Source organism: Stenotrophomonas sp. CFBP 13724 (assembly GCF_014841975.1).
Taxonomy (GTDB): Bacteria; Pseudomonadota; Gammaproteobacteria; order Xanthomonadales; family Xanthomonadaceae; genus Stenotrophomonas; species Stenotrophomonas lacuserhaii.
In genome coordinates, this window is sequence record NZ_JACYUW010000005.1 from 211,578 (window position 1) to 234,639 (window position 23,062).

General features: G+C 67.0%; 24 protein-coding genes. 13 read left to right on the plus strand and 11 right to left on the minus strand.

The window, feature by feature from the left end; genetic code table 11:
• Nucleotides 1-61: 61 nt before the first annotated feature.
• From IFT63_RS17105 to IFT63_RS17135, 7 genes are all read left to right on the plus strand, one after another.
• On the plus strand, nt 62-544 hold the full coding sequence (locus tag IFT63_RS17105; protein WP_042614271.1) for an Mpo1-like protein: 483 nt from the start codon (nt 62-64) through the stop codon (nt 542-544).
• A gap of 331 nt (nt 545-875) precedes the next feature.
• Nucleotides 876-3,704 (plus strand): monovalent cation/H+ antiporter subunit A, encoded by a 2,829-nt coding sequence (locus IFT63_RS17110; protein ID WP_192085199.1) that lies wholly within the window; start codon nt 876-878, stop codon nt 3,702-3,704.
• Nucleotides 3,704-4,081: a Na+/H+ antiporter subunit C gene (locus IFT63_RS17115; protein WP_042614269.1), complete on the plus strand. Its 378-nt coding sequence runs from the start codon at nt 3,704-3,706 to the stop codon at nt 4,079-4,081. Before IFT63_RS17110 ends, IFT63_RS17115 begins: the two co-directional genes overlap by 1 nt.
• Nucleotides 4,078-5,613 (plus strand): monovalent cation/H+ antiporter subunit D, encoded by a 1,536-nt coding sequence (locus tag IFT63_RS17120; RefSeq protein ID WP_192085200.1) that lies wholly within the window; start codon nt 4,078-4,080, stop codon nt 5,611-5,613. Before IFT63_RS17115 ends, IFT63_RS17120 begins: the two co-directional genes overlap by 4 nt.
• Nucleotides 5,610-6,116 carry a Na+/H+ antiporter subunit E gene (locus IFT63_RS17125; RefSeq protein ID WP_042614267.1) on the plus strand — a complete coding sequence of 169 codons (507 nt, stop codon included), beginning with the start codon at nt 5,610-5,612 and terminating at the stop codon, nt 6,114-6,116. Before IFT63_RS17120 ends, IFT63_RS17125 begins: the two co-directional genes overlap by 4 nt.
• The gene (locus tag IFT63_RS17130) at nt 6,113-6,397 is read left to right on the plus strand and encodes a K+/H+ antiporter subunit F (protein WP_042614266.1); all 285 of its coding nucleotides are present in this window, start codon (nt 6,113-6,115) and stop codon (nt 6,395-6,397) included. The genes IFT63_RS17125 and IFT63_RS17130 overlap by 4 nt, the downstream gene beginning before the upstream one ends.
• Nucleotides 6,394-6,828: a Na+/H+ antiporter subunit G gene (locus IFT63_RS17135; RefSeq protein ID WP_101099303.1), complete on the plus strand. Its 435-nt coding sequence runs from the start codon at nt 6,394-6,396 to the stop codon at nt 6,826-6,828. The genes IFT63_RS17130 and IFT63_RS17135 overlap by 4 nt, the downstream gene beginning before the upstream one ends.
• Nucleotides 6,829-6,915: 87 nt before the next feature.
• On the opposite strand, the gene IFT63_RS17140 is transcribed toward IFT63_RS17135, so the two are convergent.
• Both IFT63_RS17140 and IFT63_RS17145 read right to left on the minus strand, forming a co-directional pair.
• Nucleotides 6,916-7,872: a sodium:calcium antiporter gene (locus IFT63_RS17140; RefSeq protein WP_192085201.1), complete on the minus strand. Its 957-nt coding sequence runs from the start codon at nt 7,870-7,872 to the stop codon at nt 6,916-6,918.
• 145 nt (nt 7,873-8,017) lie between these two features.
• Nucleotides 8,018-8,641 carry a hypothetical protein gene (locus IFT63_RS17145; protein WP_192085202.1) on the minus strand — a complete coding sequence of 208 codons (624 nt, stop codon included), beginning with the start codon at nt 8,639-8,641 and terminating at the stop codon, nt 8,018-8,020.
• Between the two features lie 123 nt (nt 8,642-8,764).
• Here IFT63_RS17145 and IFT63_RS17150 point away from each other — a divergent pair, with 123 nt between their 5' ends.
• Complete coding sequence (locus tag IFT63_RS17150; protein WP_249404517.1) at nt 8,765-9,355, plus strand: hypothetical protein; 591 nt, start codon at nt 8,765-8,767, stop codon at nt 9,353-9,355.
• 20 nt (nt 9,356-9,375) lie between these two features.
• Here IFT63_RS17150 and hmgA read toward each other — a convergent pair whose 3' ends face one another.
• Both hmgA and hppD read right to left on the minus strand, forming a co-directional pair.
• Nucleotides 9,376-10,674, minus strand: coding sequence for a homogentisate 1,2-dioxygenase (gene hmgA / locus IFT63_RS17155; protein ID WP_192085203.1), 1,299 nt, complete (start codon nt 10,672-10,674; stop codon nt 9,376-9,378).
• A gap of 63 nt (nt 10,675-10,737) precedes the next feature.
• Complete coding sequence (gene hppD / locus IFT63_RS17160; RefSeq protein WP_042614261.1) at nt 10,738-11,850, minus strand: 4-hydroxyphenylpyruvate dioxygenase; 1,113 nt, start codon at nt 11,848-11,850, stop codon at nt 10,738-10,740.
• Nucleotides 11,851-11,976: 126 nt separating this feature from the next.
• Here hppD and IFT63_RS17165 point away from each other — a divergent pair, with 126 nt between their 5' ends.
• Nucleotides 11,977-12,465 (plus strand): MarR family winged helix-turn-helix transcriptional regulator, encoded by a 489-nt coding sequence (locus tag IFT63_RS17165; protein ID WP_042614260.1) that lies wholly within the window; start codon nt 11,977-11,979, stop codon nt 12,463-12,465.
• A 65-nt stretch (nt 12,466-12,530) separates the two neighbouring features.
• Here IFT63_RS17165 and IFT63_RS17170 read toward each other — a convergent pair whose 3' ends face one another.
• The 4 genes from IFT63_RS17170 to IFT63_RS17185 form a co-directional block, all read right to left on the minus strand.
• Nucleotides 12,531-13,634, minus strand: coding sequence for a hypothetical protein (locus tag IFT63_RS17170; RefSeq protein ID WP_192085204.1), 1,104 nt, complete (start codon nt 13,632-13,634; stop codon nt 12,531-12,533).
• Between the two features lie 101 nt (nt 13,635-13,735).
• Nucleotides 13,736-14,329, minus strand: a complete 594-nt coding sequence (locus IFT63_RS17175) for a thioredoxin family protein (RefSeq protein WP_042615241.1) — start codon at nt 14,327-14,329, stop codon at nt 13,736-13,738.
• Between the two features lie 12 nt (nt 14,330-14,341).
• Nucleotides 14,342-15,841 carry a peptide MFS transporter gene (locus tag IFT63_RS17180; RefSeq protein ID WP_042615242.1) on the minus strand — a complete coding sequence of 500 codons (1,500 nt, stop codon included), beginning with the start codon at nt 15,839-15,841 and terminating at the stop codon, nt 14,342-14,344.
• 166 nt (nt 15,842-16,007) lie between these two features.
• Nucleotides 16,008-16,862 carry a tryptophan 2,3-dioxygenase family protein gene (locus IFT63_RS17185; protein WP_192085205.1) on the minus strand — a complete coding sequence of 285 codons (855 nt, stop codon included), beginning with the start codon at nt 16,860-16,862 and terminating at the stop codon, nt 16,008-16,010.
• Between the two features lie 368 nt (nt 16,863-17,230).
• Between IFT63_RS17185 and pdhA the strand changes: the two genes are divergently transcribed.
• The 4 genes from pdhA to IFT63_RS17205 are packed head-to-tail and all read left to right on the plus strand — an operon-like array spanning nt 17,231 to nt 21,119.
• Complete coding sequence (gene pdhA / locus IFT63_RS17190) at nt 17,231-18,313, plus strand: pyruvate dehydrogenase (acetyl-transferring) E1 component subunit alpha (protein WP_042615244.1); 1,083 nt, start codon at nt 17,231-17,233, stop codon at nt 18,311-18,313.
• The gene (locus tag IFT63_RS17195; RefSeq protein ID WP_192085206.1) at nt 18,306-19,373 is read left to right on the plus strand and encodes an alpha-ketoacid dehydrogenase subunit beta; all 1,068 of its coding nucleotides are present in this window, start codon (nt 18,306-18,308) and stop codon (nt 19,371-19,373) included. The genes pdhA and IFT63_RS17195 overlap by 8 nt, the downstream gene beginning before the upstream one ends.
• Before the next feature lies 1 nt (nt 19,374).
• Complete coding sequence (locus IFT63_RS17200) at nt 19,375-19,728, plus strand: SH3 domain-containing protein (protein WP_192085207.1); 354 nt, start codon at nt 19,375-19,377, stop codon at nt 19,726-19,728.
• Entirely contained in the window at nt 19,725-21,119 is a 1,395-nt protein-coding gene (locus tag IFT63_RS17205) for a dihydrolipoamide acetyltransferase family protein (RefSeq protein ID WP_192085208.1), read from the plus strand. Before IFT63_RS17200 ends, IFT63_RS17205 begins: the two co-directional genes overlap by 4 nt.
• A gap of 105 nt (nt 21,120-21,224) precedes the next feature.
• On the opposite strand, the gene IFT63_RS17210 is transcribed toward IFT63_RS17205, so the two are convergent.
• From IFT63_RS17210 to IFT63_RS17220, 3 genes are read right to left on the minus strand one after another with little or no spacing between them, the layout of a single operon-like run.
• Nucleotides 21,225-21,614, minus strand: coding sequence for a VOC family protein (locus IFT63_RS17210; RefSeq protein ID WP_192085209.1), 390 nt, complete (start codon nt 21,612-21,614; stop codon nt 21,225-21,227).
• A 57-nt stretch (nt 21,615-21,671) separates the two neighbouring features.
• On the minus strand, nt 21,672-22,379 hold the full coding sequence (locus IFT63_RS17215) for a YafY family protein (RefSeq protein WP_042615249.1): 708 nt from the start codon (nt 22,377-22,379) through the stop codon (nt 21,672-21,674).
• Nucleotides 22,380-22,389: 10 nt separating this feature from the next.
• A complete protein-coding gene (locus tag IFT63_RS17220) occupies nt 22,390-23,022 on the minus strand; it encodes an NAD-dependent dehydratase (RefSeq protein ID WP_042615250.1) in 633 nt (210 codons plus the stop codon).
• Nucleotides 23,023-23,062: the final 40 nt, after the last annotated feature.

A 23,062-nucleotide genomic window follows, 5' to 3' on the forward strand; every position in this document is an offset into this window, starting at 1 on the left:
GGCGCTGCCCGCCCTCCTCTGGAAAGCTCGCCGGCCACGTGCCGGCACGATCGGAGGCACCATGTCCAGCACCTCGCTTGCCCGCCCCGTAGACCGCTACTTCGCCAGCTATTCCGACGACCACCGCAACCTCATCAACCAGCGCATCCACGTGGTCGCGGTGCCGGCCATCCTGTGGTCGGTGGTGGCCCTGCTGTGGTGCCTGCCGCCGCTGATCACCTGGTTCCAGAACGGCATCTGGGCGGGCCTGGCGATGTTCGGCGCGTGGTGCTTCTACAACCGCCTGTCGCGCCCGTTGGGGCTGGGCATGCTGGCCGTGCTGTTCGTGATCGGCTGCACCTGCCGCCTGCTGGAAGCGGAAATAGGGTTGGGCAACCTGGCCCGCCTGGCCGGCGCGGTGTTCGTGCTGGCGTGGATCGCGCAGTTCCTCGGCCACAAGCTCGAAGGCCGCAAGCCCAGCTTCCTGACCGACCTCACCTACCTGCTGATCGGCCCGGCCTGGGTGCTGGCCAAGGTCTATCGCCGCCTCGATTGGCGTTACTGACCTCTTTTCCCTGAACGAGCGGACGAACCGTTTTCGACGCCCGTCGCGGCGACGCGCGATCCCCATCCACGCGCCATCGGGGCCCACAACACACCGCACCATCCCTTTGCAGCCCCTGCCGTACGGGCACCTTGGAGCTGCACGCGCCATTCGCGACAGATCCGGCAAAGTGGTTGCGCCGGTGAGGTCAACCCCTTCCGGCCCGGCATCGACAGGGCAAAAAAATGAATCAGCACACGTTCGGTGCAATTGGTGGCGTATTCGTGGGTATCGGCAGCAAATGTCGGCCTGTTAGACTGCATGACCTGCTCGTGAATCGCGTATTCCCTGCATGATCCCAAGCCTGATCCTGCTGCTCGCCCTGCCCTTCATCCTGGCCGTGGCGGTTGCCGCATTCTCCCGAAGTTCCCGCCGCACGGCCGCCTGGTTGGCCGCGGCCGCGCCGTTGGCTGGCCTGGCCATCCTCGCCACGCTCACCCCCGCCGTACTGGACGGAGAGGTGCTGCGCAGCAGTGGCCAATGGCTGCCGCAGATCGGCCTGGATTTCACCCTGCGCCTGGATGGCCTGGCGTGGATGTTCGCCGGCATGGTGCTGGGCATAGGCGCATTGGTGGTGCTGTACGCCCATTACTACCTGAGCCCGCAGGACAACGCGCACCGCTTCTTCTGCTACCTGCTGCTGTTCATGGGCGCCATGCTGGGCATGGTGCTGTCCGGTAACCTGCTGCTGCTGATGATCTTCTGGGAGCTGACCAGCATCAGTTCGTTCCTGTTGATCGGCTTCTGGTCGCACCGCCAGGACGCCCGCGAAGGTGCCCGCATGGCGCTGGTCATCACCGGCGGCGGCGGCCTGGCGCTGCTCGGCGGCGTGCTGCTGATCGGGCGCATCGTCGGCAGCTTCGACCTGGACGTGGTGCTGGCCGCCGGCGACCAGATCCGCGCCAGCGCGCTGTACCCATATGCGCTGTTCCTCGTGCTGGCCGGCATCTTCACCAAGAGCGCGCAGTTCCCGTTCCACTTCTGGCTGCCACAGGCCATGGCCGCGCCCACGCCGGTGTCGGCCTATCTGCATTCGGCCACCATGGTGAAGGCCGGTGTGTTCCTGCTGGCCCGCCTGCACCCGGCCCTGGCCGGCACCGACCTGTTCTTCTACACCGTCAGCGGCATCGGTGCACTGACCCTGCTGATCGGGGCCTGGAACGCAATCTTCCAGCACGACCTGAAGGGCCTGCTGGCGTACTCCACGATCTCCCACCTGGGCCTGATCACCATGCTGTTCGGCCTGTCCAAGCCGATGGCGGTGGTGGCCGGTGTGTTCCATATCCTCAACCACGCCACGTTCAAGGCGTCGTTGTTCATGGCCGCCGGCATCATCGACCATGAAACCGGCACGCGTGACATGCGCAAGCTGGGCGGCCTGCGGCGGCTGATGCCGTTCACCAGTGCGCTGGCGATCATCGCCTCGCTGGCGATGGCCGGCATTCCGCTGCTCAACGGCTTCCTGTCCAAGGAAATGCTGTTCGCCGAGGCACTCGATGCAGGCGGTCCGGCGCTGATGCAGATGGCCATGTCGATCGCCGCGTTGCTGGCGGGTGTCTTCGGCGTGGCCTACAGCCTGCGCTTCGTACACGACACCTTCTTCGGCAAGGGCCCGCATGACCTGGACCGCGTGCCGCATGAGCCGCCACGCTGGATGAAGGTGCCGGTGGAGATCCTGGTGGTGATCTGCGTGGCCGTGGGTATCGCCCCGGCGCTGACCATCGCCCCGGTGCTGCATGCCGGTGCGGCGTCCATCCTCGGCGCGCAGATGCCCGAGTACAGCCTGTCCATCTGGCATGGCTTCAACCTGCCGCTGGCGATGAGCGCGGCCGGCGTGCTGGGCGGCGTGGTGCTGTATTTCGGCCTGCGCCGGCTGATCGACCTGTATGCGGTGCGCAACACCACGCCGGGCCGCGATGCCTTCCATCTGCAGCTGGACCTGCTTTCCGCGCTGGCGCAGAAACTGACCGGGGCCATCGCCAACGGCAGCCTGCAGCGCATGCTGCTCGGCCTGGTGGTGGTGGCGGTGGTGGCTGCCGCAGCGCCCTGGCTGGCCGCCCCGGCGTGGCCGAACTGGCCCTCTCCGCAGCCGATGCCGCTGCTCGGCTGGGCGTTGTGGGCGGTGATGATGGCCTGCGCCATGGCCACCCTGCGCATGTACAAGCAGCGCCTGCTGGCGGTGCTGCTGGTGGGCGGGGTGGGCCTGATGGTGGCGATGACCTTCGTGTTCCTGTCCGCACCGGACCTGGCGCTGACCCAGCTGCTGGTGGAAATGGTCACCCTGGTGCTGATGCTGCTGGGCATGAATTACCTGCCCGCCCAGTCGGTGACCGAGCGCTCCAAGCTGCGCAAATACCGCGATGCCGCGATCGCGCTGGTCGCCGGCGTCGGCCTGGCCGCGCTGGCCTACACCGCGATGACCCTGCCCCCGAACACGATGGCCGGCGAGATGCTTGCCCGTTCCCTGCCGGAGGCCTACGGCAGCAACGTGGTCAATGTCATCCTGGTCGACTTCCGCGGCTTCGATACCTTCGGCGAGATCACCGTGTTCGGCATCGCCGCGCTGGTGGTGCATGCCATGCTGCGGCGTTCGCGCATGGCGCCGGAGCAGATCATGCCCGGCCCGCCGATCAAACTGCCGGTGCCGGCCGACCTGGCGCAGATCATGTTCCCACTGACCCTGACCGTGTCGATCTTCATGTTCCTGCGCGGCCACAACTCGCCGGGCGGCGGCTTCATCGCCGGCCTCATCCTGGCCGTACCGCTGTTGATCCAGTACGTCATCCAGGGCACCGCCTCGGTCGAGTCGCGCTTCGGCTTCGATTACGTCCGCTGCATCGGCATCGGCCTGCTGATCGCCGTGGCCAGTGGCTCGGCTTCGATGCTGTTCGGCGTGCCGTTCCTGACCAGCGGCCACCTGGACCTGCACCTGCCGATCATCGGCGAAGTGCCGCTGGCCAGTGCGATTGGTTTCGATACCGGCGTCTACCTGGTGGTGTTTGGCGGGGCGATGTTGATGCTGTCGATGATGGGCACGATCAAGCCGTCGCGGACACGGACCGCGCGTCGCGGCGAGATCGATCCACAGAAGCGTTCGGCACTGACCGGGGAGATGCACTGATGGAACTGGCCATTGCAAGCGCCATCGGCGTGCTGACCATGCTCGGCGTGTACCTGCTGCTGCGCGCGCGCAGCTTCGATGTGATCCTGGGCATGACCTTCCTGTCCTATGCCACCAACCTGCTGATCTTTGCCGGCGGACGACTGGTCGCCGGCAGGCCGCCGGTGCTGAAGGAAGGCCTGGACGCGAACCTGGGCAACTACACCGATCCACTGCCGCAGGCGCTGGTGCTCACCGCCATCGTGATCGCCTTCGCGATGACCGCGGTCACCATCGTGCTGGCCATCCGCAGCCGCAGCGACAACCACAGCGACCACGTCGACGCGCACGAGCCCGACGACGATGCTCCGCCGCGCCGTGACGAGGACCACGCATGAACCATCTGGTGATCCTGCCGATCCTGGTCCCGCTGCTAGGCGCATCGCTGTCGCTGTTCGTTGAACACCGCCGCTACGGTCCGCGCGTACAGCGCGCGGTGTCGTGGACGGCGATGGCCGCGCTGTTCGCTTCGGTGCTGCTGCTGTTCGCGCGCACTGCCGATGGCGCGGCGATGGTCTACCTGCTCGGCGACTGGCCGGCGCGGCTGGGCATCGCGCTGGTGGCCGACCGCCTTTCAGCATGGATGCTGCTGACCACCGTGCTGCTGGCGATCGGCTGCCTGATGCATGCCTGTTCCGGCTGGGACCGGCGGGCCCCGCATTTCCATGCACTGTTCCAGTTCCAGCTGGTCGGCCTGAACGGTGCGTTCCTGACCGGCGACATCTTCAACCTGTTCGTGTTCTTCGAAGTGATGCTGATCGCTTCGTATGGCCTGCTGCTCAGCGGCGGGCGTGGCCTGCGCATGCGCATCGGCCTGCATTACGTCGTGTTCAACGTGACCGCATCGACCTTGTTCCTGATCGCGCTGGGGCTGCTGTACGCCTCGCTGGGATCGTTGAACATGGCTGAACTGTCCCAGCGCATCGCCGAAGTACCGCCCTCGCACCTGGTACTGGTCAAGGCGACCATGGGCCTGCTGCTGCTTGTCTTCTGCGCGAAGGCGGCGCTGATGCCGCTGTACCTGTGGCTGCCCGAATCCTACGCGCGTGCCCCGGCGGCAGTGGCTGCGCTGTTCGCCATCATGACCAAGGTCGGCCTGTACGCCGTGCTGCGCATCCAGAGCCTGTGGTTCGGTGATGAGGCCGGTGCCATGGCCGGGTATGGCCGCGACTGGCTGTTGTGGGCCGGTATCGCCACGCTGGTACTGGGCGGGCTGGGCGTGCTCGCCGCCGTGCGCCTGCGCGTACTGATCTCGTACCTGGTCGTGGTGTCGGCCGCCACCTTGTTCATCGCCTTCTCGGTCGGCAACCAGCAGGTGCTGGCAGCCGGCCTGTACTACCTGCCGCACAGCACCTTCGTGGCGGCCGCCCTGTTCCTGATCGCCGACCTGATCCGTCGTCGCCGTGGCGGCGCCAGCGACCGCAAGGAAGTCATCGCGCCGATGCCGGGCAAGCAGACACCGGCGGTGCTGTTCCTGGTCGCCGCGATTTCCATCGCCGGCCTGCCGCCGCTGTCCGGTTTCCTGGCCAAGGCCGCGCTGTTGCAGGGCATGCCGCCGCAGCTGACCGCACCGGTGTGGACGGCGGTCCTGGGCAGCAGCCTGCTGGTCATCATGGGGCTGGCGCGGGGTGGCATCCGGCTGTTCTGGCGCGTGCCGCATGCTGAACCCGATGGTCCCCGGCCGCGCAAGGCGCCCACGCGCCGGGTGGAACTGCTGGCCGCCTGCCTGCTCCTTCTGTACGGCATCGGCATGACCGTCTTCGCGGCCCCGCTGCTGCGCCACGCCGATGCCATCGCCAGTGACCTGCTGCAGCCCTCCGGTTATGTGGACCAGGTGCGTGGCGAACAGCCGGAGATCCGTCACCCATGAACCAGAAACGCCCCCTGCTGCGCCGGATCTTTCCCTCGCTGCCGCTCACCGTCATGGTCATCGTGTTCTGGCTGCTGATGTCGGACAGCTTCAGCGTCGGCCTGCTCGCACTGGGCCTGCTGCTGGGCCTGGTGGTGCCGCTGTTTGCCGCGCGCCTGGACCGTGAGTTCGCCCGCATCGGGACGCTGCGGCCCGTACCGAAACTGCTGATGACCACCCTGTGGGACATCCTGGTATCCAACATCGAAGTGGCCGGCCAGGTGCTGGGCAAGGAAAGCAGGATCCATCCAGGCTTCGTCTGGATTCCGCTGGACATCGCCAATGTGCACGGCATCGCTGCGCTGACCAGCATGATCACACTGACACCGGGCACCGTGTCGGCTGCACTGAGCGATGACCGCAAATACCTGCTGGTCCACGTACTGAACCTGGACGACGAGCAGCACCTGATCACCGAAATCAAACGCCGCTACGAGGCCCCGCTGATGGAGATCTTCCCATGACCGGTTTCGATGTCATCCAGAACACCCTGGTGGTGTGCATGCACGTGGTCGGGCTGGCCATGCTGCTGTCGACCTGGCGCCTGCTGCGCGGCCCCACCGTGCCTGATCGCATCCTGGCGCTGGACACCCTGTCGGTGACCGCCATCGCGCAGTTGATGCTGTTCGGCATGTACCTCAATTCGGCGATCTACTTCGAGGCCGCGCTGATCATCGCCATGCTCGGCTTTGGCAGCACCGTGGTGCTGAGCAAGTTCGTGCTGCGCCGGGATATCGTCGAATGATCACCGCCATCCAGATCGTGCTGTCAGTGGTGCTGCTGTTCGGCTGCTTCTTCATCCTGGTGGGCGCGCTGGGCCTGGTGAAGCTGTCCACTTTCTTCAAGCGCCTGCACGCCCCGACCAAGGCCAGCACGCTGGGCGTTGGCTGCGTGCTGGTGTCCTCGGTGGCTTACCACATCTTCCTCGGCCAGGACCCGCAGCCGCGCGAACTGCTGATCACCATCTTCCTGTTCATCACCGCACCGATCAGTGCGCACCTGATGGCCAAGGCGGCGCTGTCGCTGCTGATGGAAACGCGCCCCACGCTGCCGGGCAACGAGCGCGCCGAAGCAGAACAGTTGCCGCCGCCTGAGCCGGTACGCGAGAAGGTCGTGGAAGCGACCGACGATGTGTATACCTCCAACGAGAGCAAGACGGACGAGCGCGAGCGCTGATTCCGCCGGCCGGGCGATGCGCCGGCCGATGCAGCGCCAAGCGTCCCCGGGGCGCCTGGATGTCGAGCACGCTCGACACTGCCCCGCTCAGGCCACCAGCAGTCCCAGCTCCAACCCCACCCACGCCACGAACGCGCCCAGCAGCACACCGCCTTCGGCGCGGCTGATGCGCAGGTCACCGCGCAGCATCGGGTACAGCACCAGCGCGAAGGCCAGCACGGCCGGCAGTTCAAGCCGTACGAACGACGCCGGCAGTGCCAGCGGCTGCACCAGCGCCATCACGCCGATCACCAGCAGCAGGTTGACCACGCTGGAACCCAGCACGTGGCCCACCACCATGTCGCCCTGCCCGCGTCGTGCGGCCATCACCGCAGCGGCGACTTCAGGCAGCGCGGTGCCGATTGCCACCGGCAACAGGCCGACCAGCAATGGCGTCCAGCCGAGCGCAGCGCCGAAGTCCGCCGCGGCCCCCACCACCAGCCGGGCGCCCCAGTACAACGTCAATGCGGCGATCACCATGCGCACCAGGTTCAAGGCCAGTCCCGGGCGTGACACCGCCGCGTCGGCGATCAGCGCCTGTACCGGCGGCACCTCATGCCGGCCACGGCGCAGCAGCAGCACGAAGAACAGGACGAAGGCCGCCAACAGCACGCCGCCTTCCCAGCGCAGCAGTTGTCCGTCCAGACCGAATACGATCAGCAGCAGCGCGGCCGCCAGCACGCCGAACCAGCTCGCCACGATCACCCGCGCGCGCATCAGCAAAGGCACGGCGAGTGCGGCCAGCGCGAGGGTCAAGCCCAAGTTGGCCAGCGTGCTGCCCACCGCATTGCCGAGCGCAAGCTCGGGCTGGCCAACGGCCAGCGCGCGCGCATTGACTGCCAGCTCCGGCACGGACGTCGCGATGCCCAGCAGCAACAGGCCGGCGGTGAAGGGCGATGCGCCGAAGCGCTGGGCCAGCCCGGAAGCGGCCTTGACGACGGTGTCGCCGCCGAGACCCAGCAGGATGATGCCGAGCACGAACCAGGCGATGGCGAGGGCGATCATCAGGCAGTCCTTGAGCGGGAGTCACGGCGATTCTACGGTGGATCCCCGTGTCCCGGTGGCTGACGCCCCGCCCCTGGTGGGTGAGGCCCCGCTTCTGGTGGGTGACGACCGTTGGTCGTCACAGGGCCACCTCACCCCTCACCCCTCAACCACACCCTTCCACGTAGTCCACCTGCGGCGGCAGGCCCACCCGCCACGCGCTGACCTTGCCATCGGCGCCAAGCGCGAAATCGATGATGCCGTGCCCTTCCTGCTCCGGACGCACGCGCAGATGCTGGGCCTGCGGATCGTACTTGTCCGGGCCCAGGTCGGCGCGTTCGGGATACAGCTGCTGCAGCTCGCCCAGGCTCATCCCCACGCGACCGCCGCCGGGGGCGACGATGCCCGGACCGCGCACGTCGTAGCGCACCAGCCGGTTGCCTTCGATCATCAGGAACGGGCCTTCGGCCGACTCCTTCTGCGGGCGGATGTAGTGGCATTCATCGTTCGGTACGTCGCCCTGCAGCGGCGCACCGAATCGACCGCGGACATCGTCCAGGCTCGCTCCCAGGTCCACCGCACCGAAGCCGTCCAGGCGCGCCGGGCTGTCACGCCGCGGATCGATCGGCGAGGCGTTGTTCAGGTCGGGATCGGCGGCGAGGTCGGCGTCCTTGGCAGGGTTGGTGGCTGCTTCGTTCATCGGAGAGGTCACCTCCGGGCTCGCTTCCGGGCCCTGGCTGCAGGCAGCAAGGGACAGGGCCAGCAGACCGGCTACGGGGAAGGCTTTCATTGGACATCTCCTGGAAGGCTGTGCGCGAACGCTACCGCGCCGGATGTGCACGCGCCGCATTGTCATCATGGTTTCACGGCAGGCATTCAGGCTCGGCCTGCACCGCCTTCTCTGCAGCCGCCCATGCTCCCGCGCAAGACCGACCAAGCCCGAACCGCGCTGCAGGCCCACCGCGCCCCGCTGGACATGCGCCAGCGCCGCCTGCTGATCCTCTGCGATGGCCAACGCGACCTCGTCGCGCTGACCACGATGATCGGTGCGGATGCCCCGGCGATGGTGATCCAGCTGGTCCAGGCCGGCTATCTGGTGACCACACCGGACGTGCTGGAAACGCCAGCTCCCACGCCGATGTCGCCTGCCCGCCCGGCCTCACCGATGGCGGCGCCCTCGGCGGCAGCTGCCCCGACCGCGCCATCCACTGAGCGTCGGCGTTCGATGGCCGCCGCCCGCATCTACCTGCTGGGCATCCTGGAAATGCAGCGTCATCCGCAGGCGGCCGCGGTGTTCCGCGAACTGCAGCAGGCCCGCCAGGAAGGCGACGTGGTGGACGCCATGCAGGGCGCCCTCGACGCCCTCACCGGCCTGACCTCGGCCGGCTACGCAGAACGCGTCCACGCCCGGCTGCTGGAAGTCATCCCGCATGACCACCTCAGCACGTTCAAAAAGGGGACGGAGGGAGTTAAGTCACTTCCGGCGGTGCCGGAAACGACTTAACTCCCTCCGTCCCCTTTTTGTCAGCGGAAGTTGTTGCGCAGGCCGTTCCAGCATTGCTGGTAGTCGCCCTGGCGATGGGCGGCCGACAGGGCCTGCGCGGTCGGGCGGATCACGCCGCGCGTTTCGAACATGAAGGCCATGGTGTCCTTGATCACGTCCGGCCGGGACAGGTCGGCCGCCGATGCCTTCTCGAAGGTCGGCGCATCCGGGCCGTGGCCGCTCATGCAGTTGTGCAGCGACGCACCGCCAGGCACGAAACCTTCGGCTTTCGCATCGTAGGCACCGTGCACCAGGCCCATGAATTCGCTGGCGATGTTGCGGTGGAACCACGGCGGCCGGAAGGTGTGCTGGGCCACCAGCCAACGCGGCGGGAAGATCGCGAAATCCATGTTGCTGGTGCCGGCGGTATCGCTCGGCGAATGCAGTACCAGGAAGATCGACGGGTCCGGGTGATCGAAGCTGATCGAACCGATCGTGTTGAAGCGGCGCAGGTCGTAGCGGTACGGCGCGTAGTTGCCGTGCCAGGCCACCACGTCCAGCGGCGAATGGTCTATGCGTGCGCGCCACAACTGGCCGTCGAATTTCGCCACCAGTTCGAACTCGCCGTCGAGGTCTTCGAACGCCGCATGCGGGGTCTCGAAATCGCGCGGATTGGCCAGGCCATTGGAGCCGATCGGCCCCAGGTCGGGCAGCTTCAGCAACGCACCGAAGTTCTCGCAGACATACCCGCGCGCCTGCCCGTCCGGCAGCTCCACGCGGAAACGCACGCCGCGCGGGATCACCGCGATCTGCTGCGGCTCGATCTCGACCACGCCCATTTCGGTGAGCAGGCGCAGGCGTCCCAGCTGCGGGACGATCAGCAGCTCGCCATCGGCGTTGTAGAAGTAACGCCCCTGCATGTCACGGTTGGCGGCGTACAGGTGGATGGCCACGCCGGCATGCGCATCCGGGCCGCCGTTGCCGCCCATCGTGTACAGGCCTTCGATGAAATCAGTCGGTGCCTCGGGCAGCGGCAGCGGGCTCCAGCGCAGCTGGTTCGGCGCCGCCGGCAGCCCATGGAAGCTGCCCTGCAGGCGATCCTGCGCGAACGCGGTGAACTCGCCATGGGTCACCGCCGGGCGGATCCGGTACAGCCAGCTGCGGCGGTTGCTGCCGCGCGGGGCGGTGAACGCCGTCCCGGACAACTGCTCGGCATACAGCCCGTGGGCCACGGTCTGCGGCGCGTTCTGCCCGATCGGCAGCGCACCGGCCCGCGCCTCACTGGCGAACTCGTTGCCGAACCCGGTCTGGTAGCCGCGTGCTTCGATGGTGCTGGTCATGTCTGGCATCCCGTCATGTGCCGGCGCGTGGCCGGCACCTACCTTACCCGAGCGATCTACCGCTTACAGTACGCCGCGGCGCATCTGGTCGCGCTCGATGCTCTCGAACAGCGCGGTGAAGTTGCCTTCGCCGAAGCCCTCGTTGCCCTTGCGCTGGATGATCTCGAAGAAAATCGGACCGATGCAGTTCAGGGTGAAGATCTGCAGCAGCTTGCGCTGGTGGGTTTCCGGATCAGCATCGATCAGGATCTTGTTACGGGCCAGCCGCGCCACGTCCTCGCCATGCCCCGGAACGCGCTGGTCGATCACGTCGAAGTAGGTTTCCGGCGTGTCCAGGAACTGCACGCCCTGCTCGCGCATGGCTTCCACGGTCTCGTAGATGTTCTCGGTGAAGCAGGCGATGTGCTGGATGCCTTCGCCCTTGTAGGCGTCCAGGTATTCGTTGATCTGGCTCTTCGGATCGGACGATTCATTGAGCGGGATGCGCACGATGCCGTCCGGGGCGGTCATCGCCTTGGACACCAGGCCGGTCTTCAGGCCCTTGATGTCGAAGTAGCGGATCTCGCGGAAGTTGAACAGCCGCTCGTAGTAGTCCGACCACTGCTGCATGTTGCCGAAGTACAGGTTGTGGGTCAGGTGGTCGATGAAGGTCAGACCGAAGCCCTTCGGGGCCTGGTCGGCGCCCTCGATGGCTTCGTAGTCATCGCCGTAGATGCTGCCGGCGTCGCCGTAGCGGTCCACCAGGTACAGCATGCAGTCGCCGATGCCCTTGATCACTGGCGCATCCACCGCCTTGGAGTCCGGCTTGAAGTCGACCGGCTCGGCCCCATTGCCCAGCGCGGTCTGGTAGACCTCGGCACCGGGCTTCTGGAAGCGGATGGCGAAGCCGCAGGCGCACGGACCGTGCTTTTCAGCGAAGTCGGCGGCGAACGAATCCGGGTCTTCGTTGACCAGGAAGTTGACGCCACCCTGCCGATATACGGTGATCGGGCGGGTGCTGTGCTTCAGCACGGCGGTAAAGCCCATGCTGCGGAAGTAGGCATGCAGCTCCTGGCCGCGCCCGGCAGGAGCGGCGAATTCGACGAACTCGAAGCCGTCGATGCCCATCGGGTTTTCGAACGTGGTCACCTGCATGCCCGGATTGGGATGCGAGGCGGTCTGGACGGTGGTATTCATGGCATAAGGCTCCGAATCTTTTCCGCATCAAACCAGGTGCGGGCGACAGAGGGACCCGCGACAATGCAGGGCTAGTACATCCCCTTTATAGTTACACCTGAAACCACCAGCAAGGTGCACCGCAGCATGAGCCCACCCGATCCCGCTTCCACCAGCGTGCGTGCCTCGCACGTCCTGCTCGACCTGGAACAGTTCCTGCCCTACCGGCTGAGCGTGCTCTCCAACCGGGTCAGTGGCAACATCGCCAAACTGTACGGTGACCGCTACGGCCTGGCGATTCCGGAATGGCGGGTGATCACCATCCTGGCGCTGTACCCGGGCTCGTCGGCCAGCGAAGTGTCCGAACGCACGGCGATGGACAAAGTCGCGGTCAGCCGCGCGGTGGCGCGCCTGCTGGAACGCGGTTTCATCAAGCGGGAAACCCATGGCGATGACCGCCGCCGCTCGGTGCTGGCGCTGTCGGCGGCCGGCTTCGAGGTGTACGAGACCATCGCCCCGCTGGTCATCGAGACCACCCGCAAGCTGATGTCCGTGCTCAGCGAAGACGAAGAACAGCTGCTGGAAAAGCTGATCCTGCGCCTGGCCGGTGAAGGCCTGCAGCGGATGGCCGAATAACCGAGCGAGCGCCCCGTAGAGCCGACTTCAGTCGGCTTCTCCTGGACGCCCGGTAGAGCCGACCCTCAGCTCAGGTGCTTGCGGCGGGCGTAGACCCAGGGCGCGGCCAGCGCGCCGATGGCACCGGCGGCGAAGCCCAGCGAGGCCGCCACCGTGGCCGCTTCGATCGCCCCCGGCAGCGCCAGGGCCGCGGTGATCAGCAGCAGCGAGGGCAGGCCGACGAAGATGGCCAGGAAGAACGGCCATCGCGGCACCCAGGTGCCCAGCTGCAGCAGGCTGACCGGCTGCCAGATGTCCCCGTTGGCGTCCTCCGCGATCTTCCGCACCACCATCGGCAGGCTGATCTCCGGCAGCGCGCGGCCCTGCCGTGCGGTGGCCAGCTCGCGCGCCACCGCCTCTATGGCGGGATAGCTGGACGGCCACGGCTGCGGCGGCTTCACTCCGTAGGCGACCAGCAGCGGCACGCTCAGCCAGGGCGCCGGCAGCGGTCGCAGGCGCCGCCGTCCGTGTACGCACCACACCTCGCGCTGGCCATGCGCGGTCACTTCGTACAGGGCCAGTTCTTCGGGCGGCGGATAGCCAAGCATGGTGGTCCGCGCGGCCAGGGTGTCCACGCCCATCGCGCGCAGGAAGCCCGGACGGCTGCGTCCTTCCTGCATCCACGCCAGCCCCAGCGCGCCGATCAGCAAGGCGTCGGCATGGTCGCGGCTGCCGACCGTTGCGCGATCATCGCTGGCCAGCAACCAGGCCAGCGACTGCGGCTCGGCGACATCGGCCACCGACCAGCGCCCGCTGTCGCCCAGCACATGCCGCAGCGGCAGGCGCATCGGTGCGGTTTCGCCCCGTTCGGCGACCTGCAGGAACGGCAGGACGCCCTGCACGAAGGCCGCCACATCCACCGCCCGCCCCCCCTGCCCCAGCCATTCCGGCGGCAGCAGGCCGGCCAGCTTCGGGTCACGGGCGAGCAGGTCCAGGCGTTCTTTCTGTTCGACCAGCTTCTGCACCGCAGCCGCCAACGCGGGGTTGTCCGGCAGCGCCACCACGGGCAGCTTGTGCGTGCCGGGCGGTATCGCCACCGCAGCCACCGCAGCGCCATCGTCCATCAGCACATCCACCGCGGGCAGTGCCACGGTGTCGGCAGGGGGATGGTCGATCAGCTCGCTGTGCATTGGACGCTCCAGGTCGTGCGCCACGGTCAGCGTGGCGTCGGTACCTTGGCGTTAGCGGCCGCAGCGCGGCGGAATTGAGCGCCGCCGCCCGGCATCGCGCCTCAGCGCGGCGCCCATTCCTTCATGAAGGCGAGGAACTTCGCGCGGTCGTAGGACTTGCCCTGTTCCAGCTCACCGGTGAACTGCGAATGCAGCAATCCCCCCTCGGCATCCAGCACGAACAGGTGCGGGTAGCCCTTCACTTCCGGGAACTGCGACAGGAACGCCTTGTTCTCGTTGTCTTCGCTGTAGTTGACCTTCATCCACACGTAGTTCGCATCGCGCAGGCGGCGCACTTCGGCATCGCCTTCGACGAATTTGTCCAGGATGTGGCACCACGGGCACCACTCACCGCCCACGTCCAGGATGATGCGCTTGTTGCCACGCTGCGCCTCCACCTTGGCCGTTTCCAGGTCCGCGGCCGGGTCGCGGGCCGGATCGAACGAGGCGTTGAGTGCCGCGATGGCCGCGATGTCCGCGGCCGCCGGGGTATTGCCGGAGGCCACCGGCACGCTGGGATCAGCGGCCGGTGCCTCGGTGGGACGCGTATCCAGCGGCTGCGCAGGCGCCTTGGCGGTATCGGGACCGGGTTGCGAGCACGCTGCCAGTGCAGCGGCCAGAACCCCCATGGACATCCAACCTGCGGTCTTGCGCATTCGCTCTTCCTCTTACTTGACGCCGTGCATCAGCTTGTTGATCAGCGGCGCCAGCAGGAACAGGATCACACCCGAACCGATCAACGCCCAGAAGCCGAAGGTATACCCTTTCAGCGCCGATTCCACGGTCATGCCGCCTTCACCGCTGACCACCCCGGCGAAGATGCCCGACAGGTTGTTGCCGATGCCGGTGGACAGGAACCAGCCACCCATGCCGAAGCCGACCAGGCGGACCGGGGCCAGCTTGGTGACCATTGACAGGCCGATCGGCGACAGGCACAGCTCACCGATGGACTGGATCACGTAGACCATGAACAGCGTCCAGAACGGGATCTTGCCGTCCACGACCAGCTGCGACAACGCGAACATCAGCAGGGCGAAGGCCGCGCCGTTGAACAGCAGGCCCAGGCCGAACTTGCGCGGAATGGACGGGTTGGCACGGCCCATCGCCACCCAGATCCACGCGATGATCGGGGCCAGGGTGATGATGGCCACCGAGTTCACCGACTGGAACCAGGCGGTCGGGAATTCCCAGCCGCCGAGGTTGCGGTTGACGATGTTGTCGGCGAGGAAGGTGAACGAGCTGCCGGCCTGTTCGAAGAACATCCAGAACATCACGTTGAAGGCGAAGATGATCAGCATGGCGATCACGCGGTCGCGCGCGACCTTGCCGTTGCGGACACCTTCCACCAGCAGCAGGACGGCCAGGGCGATGAACAGCACCAGCAGGATCCAGGCCAACGCGGTGGCGCCGGTGGAGAGCAGGAAGAACGCCACCGGAATGGCCACCAGCGACCCCACCGCGACCATCACGATGCGGCCGTAGCCTTCGGCGCCGGCCGGCGGTGCGCCGATGCCGTTCAGGCCCTTGCGGCCGATGTAGAACCACACCAGGCTGATCAGCATGCCCACGCCGGAGGCGATGAACACCACCTTGTAGGACGGCATGGCGCTGGTGCCGAACACCTTGCGTGCGAGGTATTCGGTCAGCACCGGGGCGATCATCGCGCCGATGTTGATACCCATGTAGAAGATGGTGAAACCGGAGTCGCGACGCGGATCGTTCAGGCCGTACAACTTGCCGACCATGGTCGAGATGTTCGGCTTGAACAGGCCGTTGCCCACGATGATCGTGGCCAGGCCCAGTTCGAACACCTGGTGGTTGGGCAGGGAAATCATGAACAGGCCCGCCGCCATGATCACCGCGCCGGTGAGGATCGAGCGCTGGTAGCCCAGCACGCGGTCAGCGATGTAGCCGCCGAAGATGGCCGCTGCGTACACCAGCGCCAGATAGGCGCCGTAGGTGCGGCTGGCCGCGGCTTCACCGCCGGCATCGCCGTTGAAGAACTGCGACACGATGTACAGCACCAGTGCCCAGCGGATGCCGTAGAACGCAAAACGTTCCCAGAACTCGGTCATGAACAACATCCACAGCGGACGTGGGTGGCCCAATGTGGTCTTGAATTCCGGCACGGCCGGTTCGGGGGTATTCGCAGTGGCGTTCAGGCTCATGCGGGATTCCTGGTTCGGTGGATGACAGGCACGTCCGCTGTGCCGAGCTAACGCGCGAGGATCACCGACTTCTGGCGTTCACGTCAAATACACACCGTTCGAAGCAGGTGACCGCCCGGTCGCGGAACTTGCATCTGCAACAATCTGAATGGGGGACGCCGGCCGCTCAGCCCTCCAGCGTGGTCCGCACCTGGAACAGTTCAGGGAAGAAGGTCAGCTCCAGCGCCTTGGCCAGGAAGCCCACCCCGGACGAGCCGCCGGTGCCGCGCTTGAAGCCGATCACCCGCATCACGGTGCGCATATGGCGGAACCGCCACAGCTGGAAGGCCGTCTCCAGATCGACCAGGTCCTCGCACAGCGCGTACTCGCGCCAGTAGCGGTCCGTGTTCTGGTAGATGCGCTCGAACACCGGGTGCAGTGCATCGTCGGCCACGTGCGGCTGGGACCAGTCGCGATCCAGGTACTGCGCCGGAATGTCGTGGCCGAAGCGCGACAGGTACTGCAGGAATTCCTCGTACAGGCTCGGCGCCTGAAGTGCCTGGCGCAGACGCTGCTGGCCCGCTTCGTCGTGCTCGAACACCTTGAGCATCTGCGCGTTCTTGTTGCCCAGCAGGAACTCGATGTAGCGGTACTGCAGCGACTGGAAGCCCGAGGAAGGGCCCAGCACATCGCGGAAACCCAAGTATTCGGACGGGGTCAACGTCTCCAGCACCGACCACTGCTCGGTCAGCTGCCGCAGCACCAGCTTGCTGCGGGCCAGCACCTTCTGGCACTGCCATACCTGGTCACGCTGCAGGAAGCCGATCGCCGCACCCAGTTCGTGCGCCAGCAGCTTCAGCCACAGCTCGGAGGTCTGGTGCTGGATGATGAACAGCATCTCGTCATGGTGGGCCGGGCTGGACAACGGCTGCTGCGCACTGAGCAACTGGTCCAGCCGCAGGTAGCCGCCATAGGTCAGCCGGTCCTGCAGGTCGGTCAGGATGCCGGCTTCGAGATCACGTTGGTTGTTGTCGACGGACATGGGGCGGGGCCGGCTGAAAAGAGAAAGCGTAGCAGGCCGACCGCGGATCGCCGGCTCCGGTGGGTGACGACCGTTGTCGCGGGCTTCGGTGGGTGACGACCGTTGGTCGTCACAGGGACCTCGTGGAACGCACAAACCCGCATCCCGGCGCGTGGAACCGCTTCCGAAGGGTCCCATCCCCGTCCTCACGGGCGTATTCTGGTGCTCTGCAGCAACGGCTGAATACGTTGCTGTCACGGGCCGCCAACCTGTCGGCAGGGGCCCCGCCGGGGAAACCCTTGCTGCGCCGCAGGACGGCTTTTTCATACGCCGTCCTTAACATGGCGATTCATATCATTTGTAACTTCCTGTCGAAGGTGCAGTCCGCAATGACAGTTGCCGCTGAGTTCAAGATCGAATACCTCCAGTACCTCAACGCAGACGGCAAGCTCGTCCGCGATGACCTGCCCGCTTCGCTGCGGGATCCCAAGGTGCTGGTCCCGCTGTTCAAGCAGATGCTCTACGTGCGCGTCTTCGACAGCAAGTCCATCGCCCTGCAGCGCACCGGCAAGCTGGGCACCTATGCCGCCTGCCTGGGGCACGAAGCCGCGCACGTCGGCATCGGTGCAGCCATGCATCCCGGCGACGTGTTCGCGCCGAGCTACCGTGAGTACGGCGCCATGTTCATGCGCGGCGTGCGCCCCTACGACGTGCTGATGTACTGGGGCGGCGACGAGCGCGGCAACGACTACGGCGGCAATGCGGCCAAGGACTTCCCGTTCTGCGTGCCGATTTCCACGCAGTGCCTGCACGCGGCCGGTGCGGCGCTGAAGTTCAAGCTTAACGAGGAGAAGCAGATCGCCGTGGCGGTGTGCGGTGACGGTGGCAGTTCCAAGACCGACTTCTACGCGGCACTGAATTCGGCCGGCGCCTACAAGCTGCCGCTGATCCTGTGCATCGTCAACAACGGGTGGGCCATTTCGGTGCCCCGTTCGGCCCAGACCGGTGCCGAAACGCTGGCGCAGAAGGGCCTGGCCGGTGGCCTGCATTGCCTGCAGGTGGATGGCAACGACCTGATCGCAGTGCTGGCGGCGATGGAACAGGCTCGCGAGCGCGGCCTGTCCGGCAACGGCGGCACGGTGCTCGAACTGATGACCTATCGCCTGTCCGACCACACCACCGCCGACGACGCGCGCCGCTATCGCGACGACGCCGAAGTGAAGGATGCCTGGCTGCTGGAGCCGATGCTGCGCCTGCGCAAGTACCTGACCGACCAGGGCGTGTGGAGCGAAGCCGAGGAAAAGGCCTGGATCGAGCAGTGCGGCGCGCGCGTGGACGAGGACGTGAACCAGTACCTCAACACCCCGGTGCAGCCGGTCGAAGCGATGTTTGATTTCCTGTATGCCGATCCGCCACCGGACCTGCTGGCCCAGCGCGCTGCCGCCATTGCCCTGGAGCAGCGTCATGGATGACATCAAGCACGGCGTTCCTGCTTCCCGCACCAATGCCGCCGACAGCGCCGCTGTCGCCGGTGGAGACACGGTCATGACCAGCACCCCCATCACCCTGATCGAAGCCATCACCCAGGCGCTGGCCTGGGAGCTTGAGCACGACAAATCCGTACTGGTGCTGGGCGAGGACGTGGGCGTCAACGGCGGCGTGTTCCGCGCCACCGCCGGCCTGCAGCAGCGCTTCGGCGCCAACCGCATCCTCGATACTCCGCTGGATGAAACCACCATCGCCGGCCTGACCATCGGCCTGGCCGCGCAGGGCATGAAGCCGATCGCCGAAGCCCAGTTCGACGGCTTCATGTACCCGATGGTCGACCACATCATCTGCCATGCCGCGCGACTGCGTACGCGTACGCGTGGCCGCCTGCACTGCCCGATGGTGCTGCGCGTGCCGTGGGGCGGTGGTATCCGTGCCCCGGAACACCACAGCGAAGCCAACGAATCGATCTTCACCAACGTGCCGGGCCTGCGCGTGGTGCTGCCGTCCTCACCGCAGCGCGCCTACGGCCTGCTGCTGGCGGCGATCCGTGAACCGGATCCGGTCATCTACATGGAGCCCAAGCGCATCTACCGCCAGTACAAGGAAGTGGTGGTCAACGATGGCGAAGCGCTGCCGTTGGATGTCTGCTTCGTGCTGCGCGACGGCACCGACGTGACCCTGGTGACCTGGGGCGCGCAGGTGAAGGAAGCGCTGGAAGCGGCCGACAAGCTGGCCGGCGAAGGCATCAGTGCTGAAGTCATCGACGTGGCTACGCTGCGTCCGCTGGACTTCGCCACCATCGCCGAATCGGTCGCCAAGACCGGCCGCTGCGTGATTGTGCAGGAGGCCCCGAAGACCGCGGGCTTCGGCGCGGAAATCGCCGCACGGCTGGCCGAGGAATCGCTGTATGACCTGCTGGCACCGGTCGAACGGGTGACCGGTTATGACACCCACATTCCGCTGTTCCGCCTGGAAATGAAGTACCTGCCCAGCGTGGAGCGGATCGTGGCGGCGGCCAAGCGCGCCGTTGCGGCAGGCTGACATGCGGGCCCGTCTGCTCGGCCCGTACCGCAGCCAGTATCCCAACCCGCTCCGGTTGCGCACCGGCCAGATCGTCGAGGTCGGTGTGCGCGACGAGGAATGGCCGGCGTTTGCCTGGGTGCGCACCCGCGAGGGTGGCGCCGGCTGGGCGCCGGTCGCCTGGCTGCAGGTGTTGGACGATGGCCACGCAGAAGCGCTGCGTGACTATGACGCCAGCGAGCTGGACGTGGAAAACGGTGAGCTGGTACGGCTGCATCATGAACATGGGGGTTGGTGGTGGTCCGAGCGCGCGAATGGCGCGACGGGCTGGCTGCCGGCCCACGAACTGGAACTGCTGGAAGAGAACTGCACATGAGCCAGACCAAGAATTTCAACCTGCCCGACCTCGGCGAAGGCCTGCCGGACGCCACCATCGTGGAATGGTTCGTCAAGGAAGGCGACACCATCCGCCTGGATGAGCCGCTGGTGTCGATGGAGACCGCCAAGGCCGTGGTGGAAGTGCCTTCGCCGGTGTCCGGCAAGATACTGAAGCTGTCCGGCGCGGCCGGTGACATCATCCCGACCGGCGCGGTGCTGGCCAGTTTCGAACTGGACCCGAACCTGCCGCAGCGCGCGGACGGCCAGGACACCGGCCACAGCCACGGCCACGCCGCACCGGCCGCGACGCCGAGCACCGGGCAGCCGGCGCCGGCGCAGGCCCATGCCGTGGTGGCCTCCGATGAAGGCGGCGAGATAAAGGACGGCGGTGAGCGCGATGACGCCGGCACCGTGGTCGGCGCGATGCAGAGCTCCAACGCCGTGCACGCCGAACAGGCGGTCGCGGTCGGCGGGGTCAAGGCCGTCCCGGCGGTGCGTGCGATGGCGCGCAAGCTGGGCGTGGACCTGTCGCGCGTGCGCGCCAGTGGTACCGATGGCGCAGTGACCATGGCCGACGTCAAGCAGGCCGCCGCCGATGGCAGCGCCAAGATCGGCGCTGCGCCGGCTGCAGCGGCGGCACCGCAGGCTGCGCAGGCGCCCGCACCGGCGCCGGCACGTGTTGAAAGCCAGCGCGCGCCGATGTCGGCCGCCGGCAAGCCGATGCGCACCCAGCCGCCGGGCGTGGTGGCCAAGGGCCAGCCGGAACAGCTGAAGGGCGTGCGTCGCAACATGGCGCGGGTGATGGCCGATGCGCACAGCAAGGTCGTGCCGACCACGCTGAACGATGACGCCGACCTGCATGCCTGGCTGCCGGGCAACGATGTCACCGCGCGTCTGGTGCGCGCGATCGTGGTGGCCTGCCAGAAGGTCCCGGCGATGAACGCCTGGTTCGATGGCGAGGCGCTGACCCGCACCCTGCATGCGCACGTGGACGTGGGCATCGCGGTGGATACCGAGGAGGGCCTGTTCGTGCCGGCCCTGCGCAACGCCGACATGCTCGATGCACGTGGCATCCGCGAAGGGGTCAACCGCCTGCGTGAGCAGGTGGAAGCGCGTTCGATCGCCGCCTCGGAACTGAGTGGCTACACGATATCGCTGTCCAACTTCGGCATGTTCGCCGGACGCTACGCCACCCCGGTGGTGGTGCCGCCGTGCGTGGCCATCGTCGGTGCCGGGCGTGCCCGCTACCAGATGACCCCGGTGATGGGCGGCGTGGAATCGCACAAGGTGATCCCGCTGTCGGTCACCTTCGACCACCGCGTGGCCACCGGCGGCGAAGCCGCCCGCTTCCTGCGCGCGATGATGGACGACCTGGCCCTGGCCAACTGACGCGATAGCGACGGCCGCTGGCCGTCAGAGAGTAGTGACGGCCGCTGGCCGTCAACCAAGGGTCGGATCGCCGGGCTGCCGCCAGGCGATCCGACCCTTTTCAATTCATGCCTCTCGCGGCGGCAGGTCCTCGGGGCGGCTGTGCACGCGCAGCCGGTGTCCATCCGGATCCAGGCCAACGAAGGTATGGCCGAAGGCCAGGGTCACCGGCGCCTGCGCGATCTCCACGCCGAGCGCCGTCCACTCCGCATGCATGCGTTCCACGGCGGCGGGACTGTCCACGACCATGGTCAGTTCGCACGCACCGGGCGCGCCCAGCGCCTCCGGCTGTACCCCGTCGCGCTCCCACAGACCGAGTGCAGGCGCTCCGGGTACCACGAACAAGGCGAATCCGGGCGCGAGCTGGCTTGCCGGCCGGCCCATGATGCCGGCATAGAAAGCGGCGCTGAGGCGGACATCACGTACGTACTGCATGACGGCGTCGGGCTTGAACATGGGTATCTCTCGCTGGGAAGAGCATCCATCCTGCTGCCACCCTGCTGACAGTTCCGGTCAGCAGCGATCCAGCCAGTCGGGGGTAATGCCCTGCTCGCGCTGCCAGCGCCTGAGCAGCGTGCTGCGTGCGGTGGGATAGCGCTTGTCCTGCGACTGCGCCGAATCGATGCGGTCCAGCCGGAAATGGCGGAAGCCGCCGCGCAGTTCGCACCATGCCGCCAGCATCGGCACCTCGTCGAAGTAGGCCAGCGCGAACGGCCACACCGTCCGCTGGCTGCGATGCCCGGCCAGGTCGCGGTAGTCGATGTCCACGCGCCGCTGCGAGCCGATGGCTTCGCGGACCACCTGCAGCGATGCGGCAACGGCCGCCTCCAGGGGTCGCGCGGGACCAACCCGCAGGCCGCTGGTCTGCAGCTGCAGCCGGCGGTCGGCAGGCAGGGCGTGGCCGATACGGGCCAGCGCATCGCGCGCCGCTTCGGCCAGTGCGGGATCGGTACGCGAGGCCACCCAGCGCAGGCCAAGCACCAGTGCATCAATCTCTTCCGGCGGCAGGGTCAGCGGCGGCAACGTATCGCCGGGCTGCAGCACGTAGCCGATGCCCGCCTCCCCACGCAGGTCCGCGCCCTGCTGCTGCAGGGTGGCGATGTCGCGGTACAGCGTGCGCAGGCTGATACCCAGCGTATCGGCCAGCAGCTGGCCGCGCACCGGCCGTCGGTGGCGGCGCAACAGTTGCAGCAGCCGGTTCAAGCGCAGCGAGCGGGACATCAGGCCGTGCTCAGGCCAACTGCGCCGCGCTGACCACGTGTTCGCCGGGCAGTGGCTCCAACGCAGCGTCCACCAGCGCAGCGGCGATGTTTCCGGCCGGATTCATCCGCCAGCCACGCGGCAGCAGCGGCCCCAGAGCACCCAGCACCTGCAGCGCCAGGTGTTCGCCAGTGCGTTTGTGCGCACGCTGGCCACCAATCAGCCCCGGCCGCACCAGCGTCAACGAATCGAAATCCAGTCCGCGCAGGTCCTGTTCGAGCGCGCCCTTGACCCGGTTGTAGAAGATCCGCGATCCCGCATCCGCGCCCGCTGCGGAGTTCAGCACGAAGGTGCCCGCGCCGTGGGCATGGGCCTGCCCGGCGAAGGTCAACGGGTAGTCGTGGTCGATGCGCTTGAAGGCTTCGCGGCTGCCGGCCTGGGCCATCGTGCTGCCCAGCGCGCAGATCACCGCATCCACTGCCCACCACGGCGCGGTGCCTGGCAGGTGCTCGAAATCGAGCACCGGATTGTCCAGCTTGGGCGCGGTCACCGGCAGCGGCCGCCGGCTTGGTGCGACCAACTCCGTGCAGCGCGGATCCTCCAGCAACAACGCCAGCACCTGGCCCCCTACAAGTCCGGTCGCGCCCAGCAACATCACCCGCATCGCCTTCTCCCCTGGCTCATTTTCCCCATCGTGAACGCTG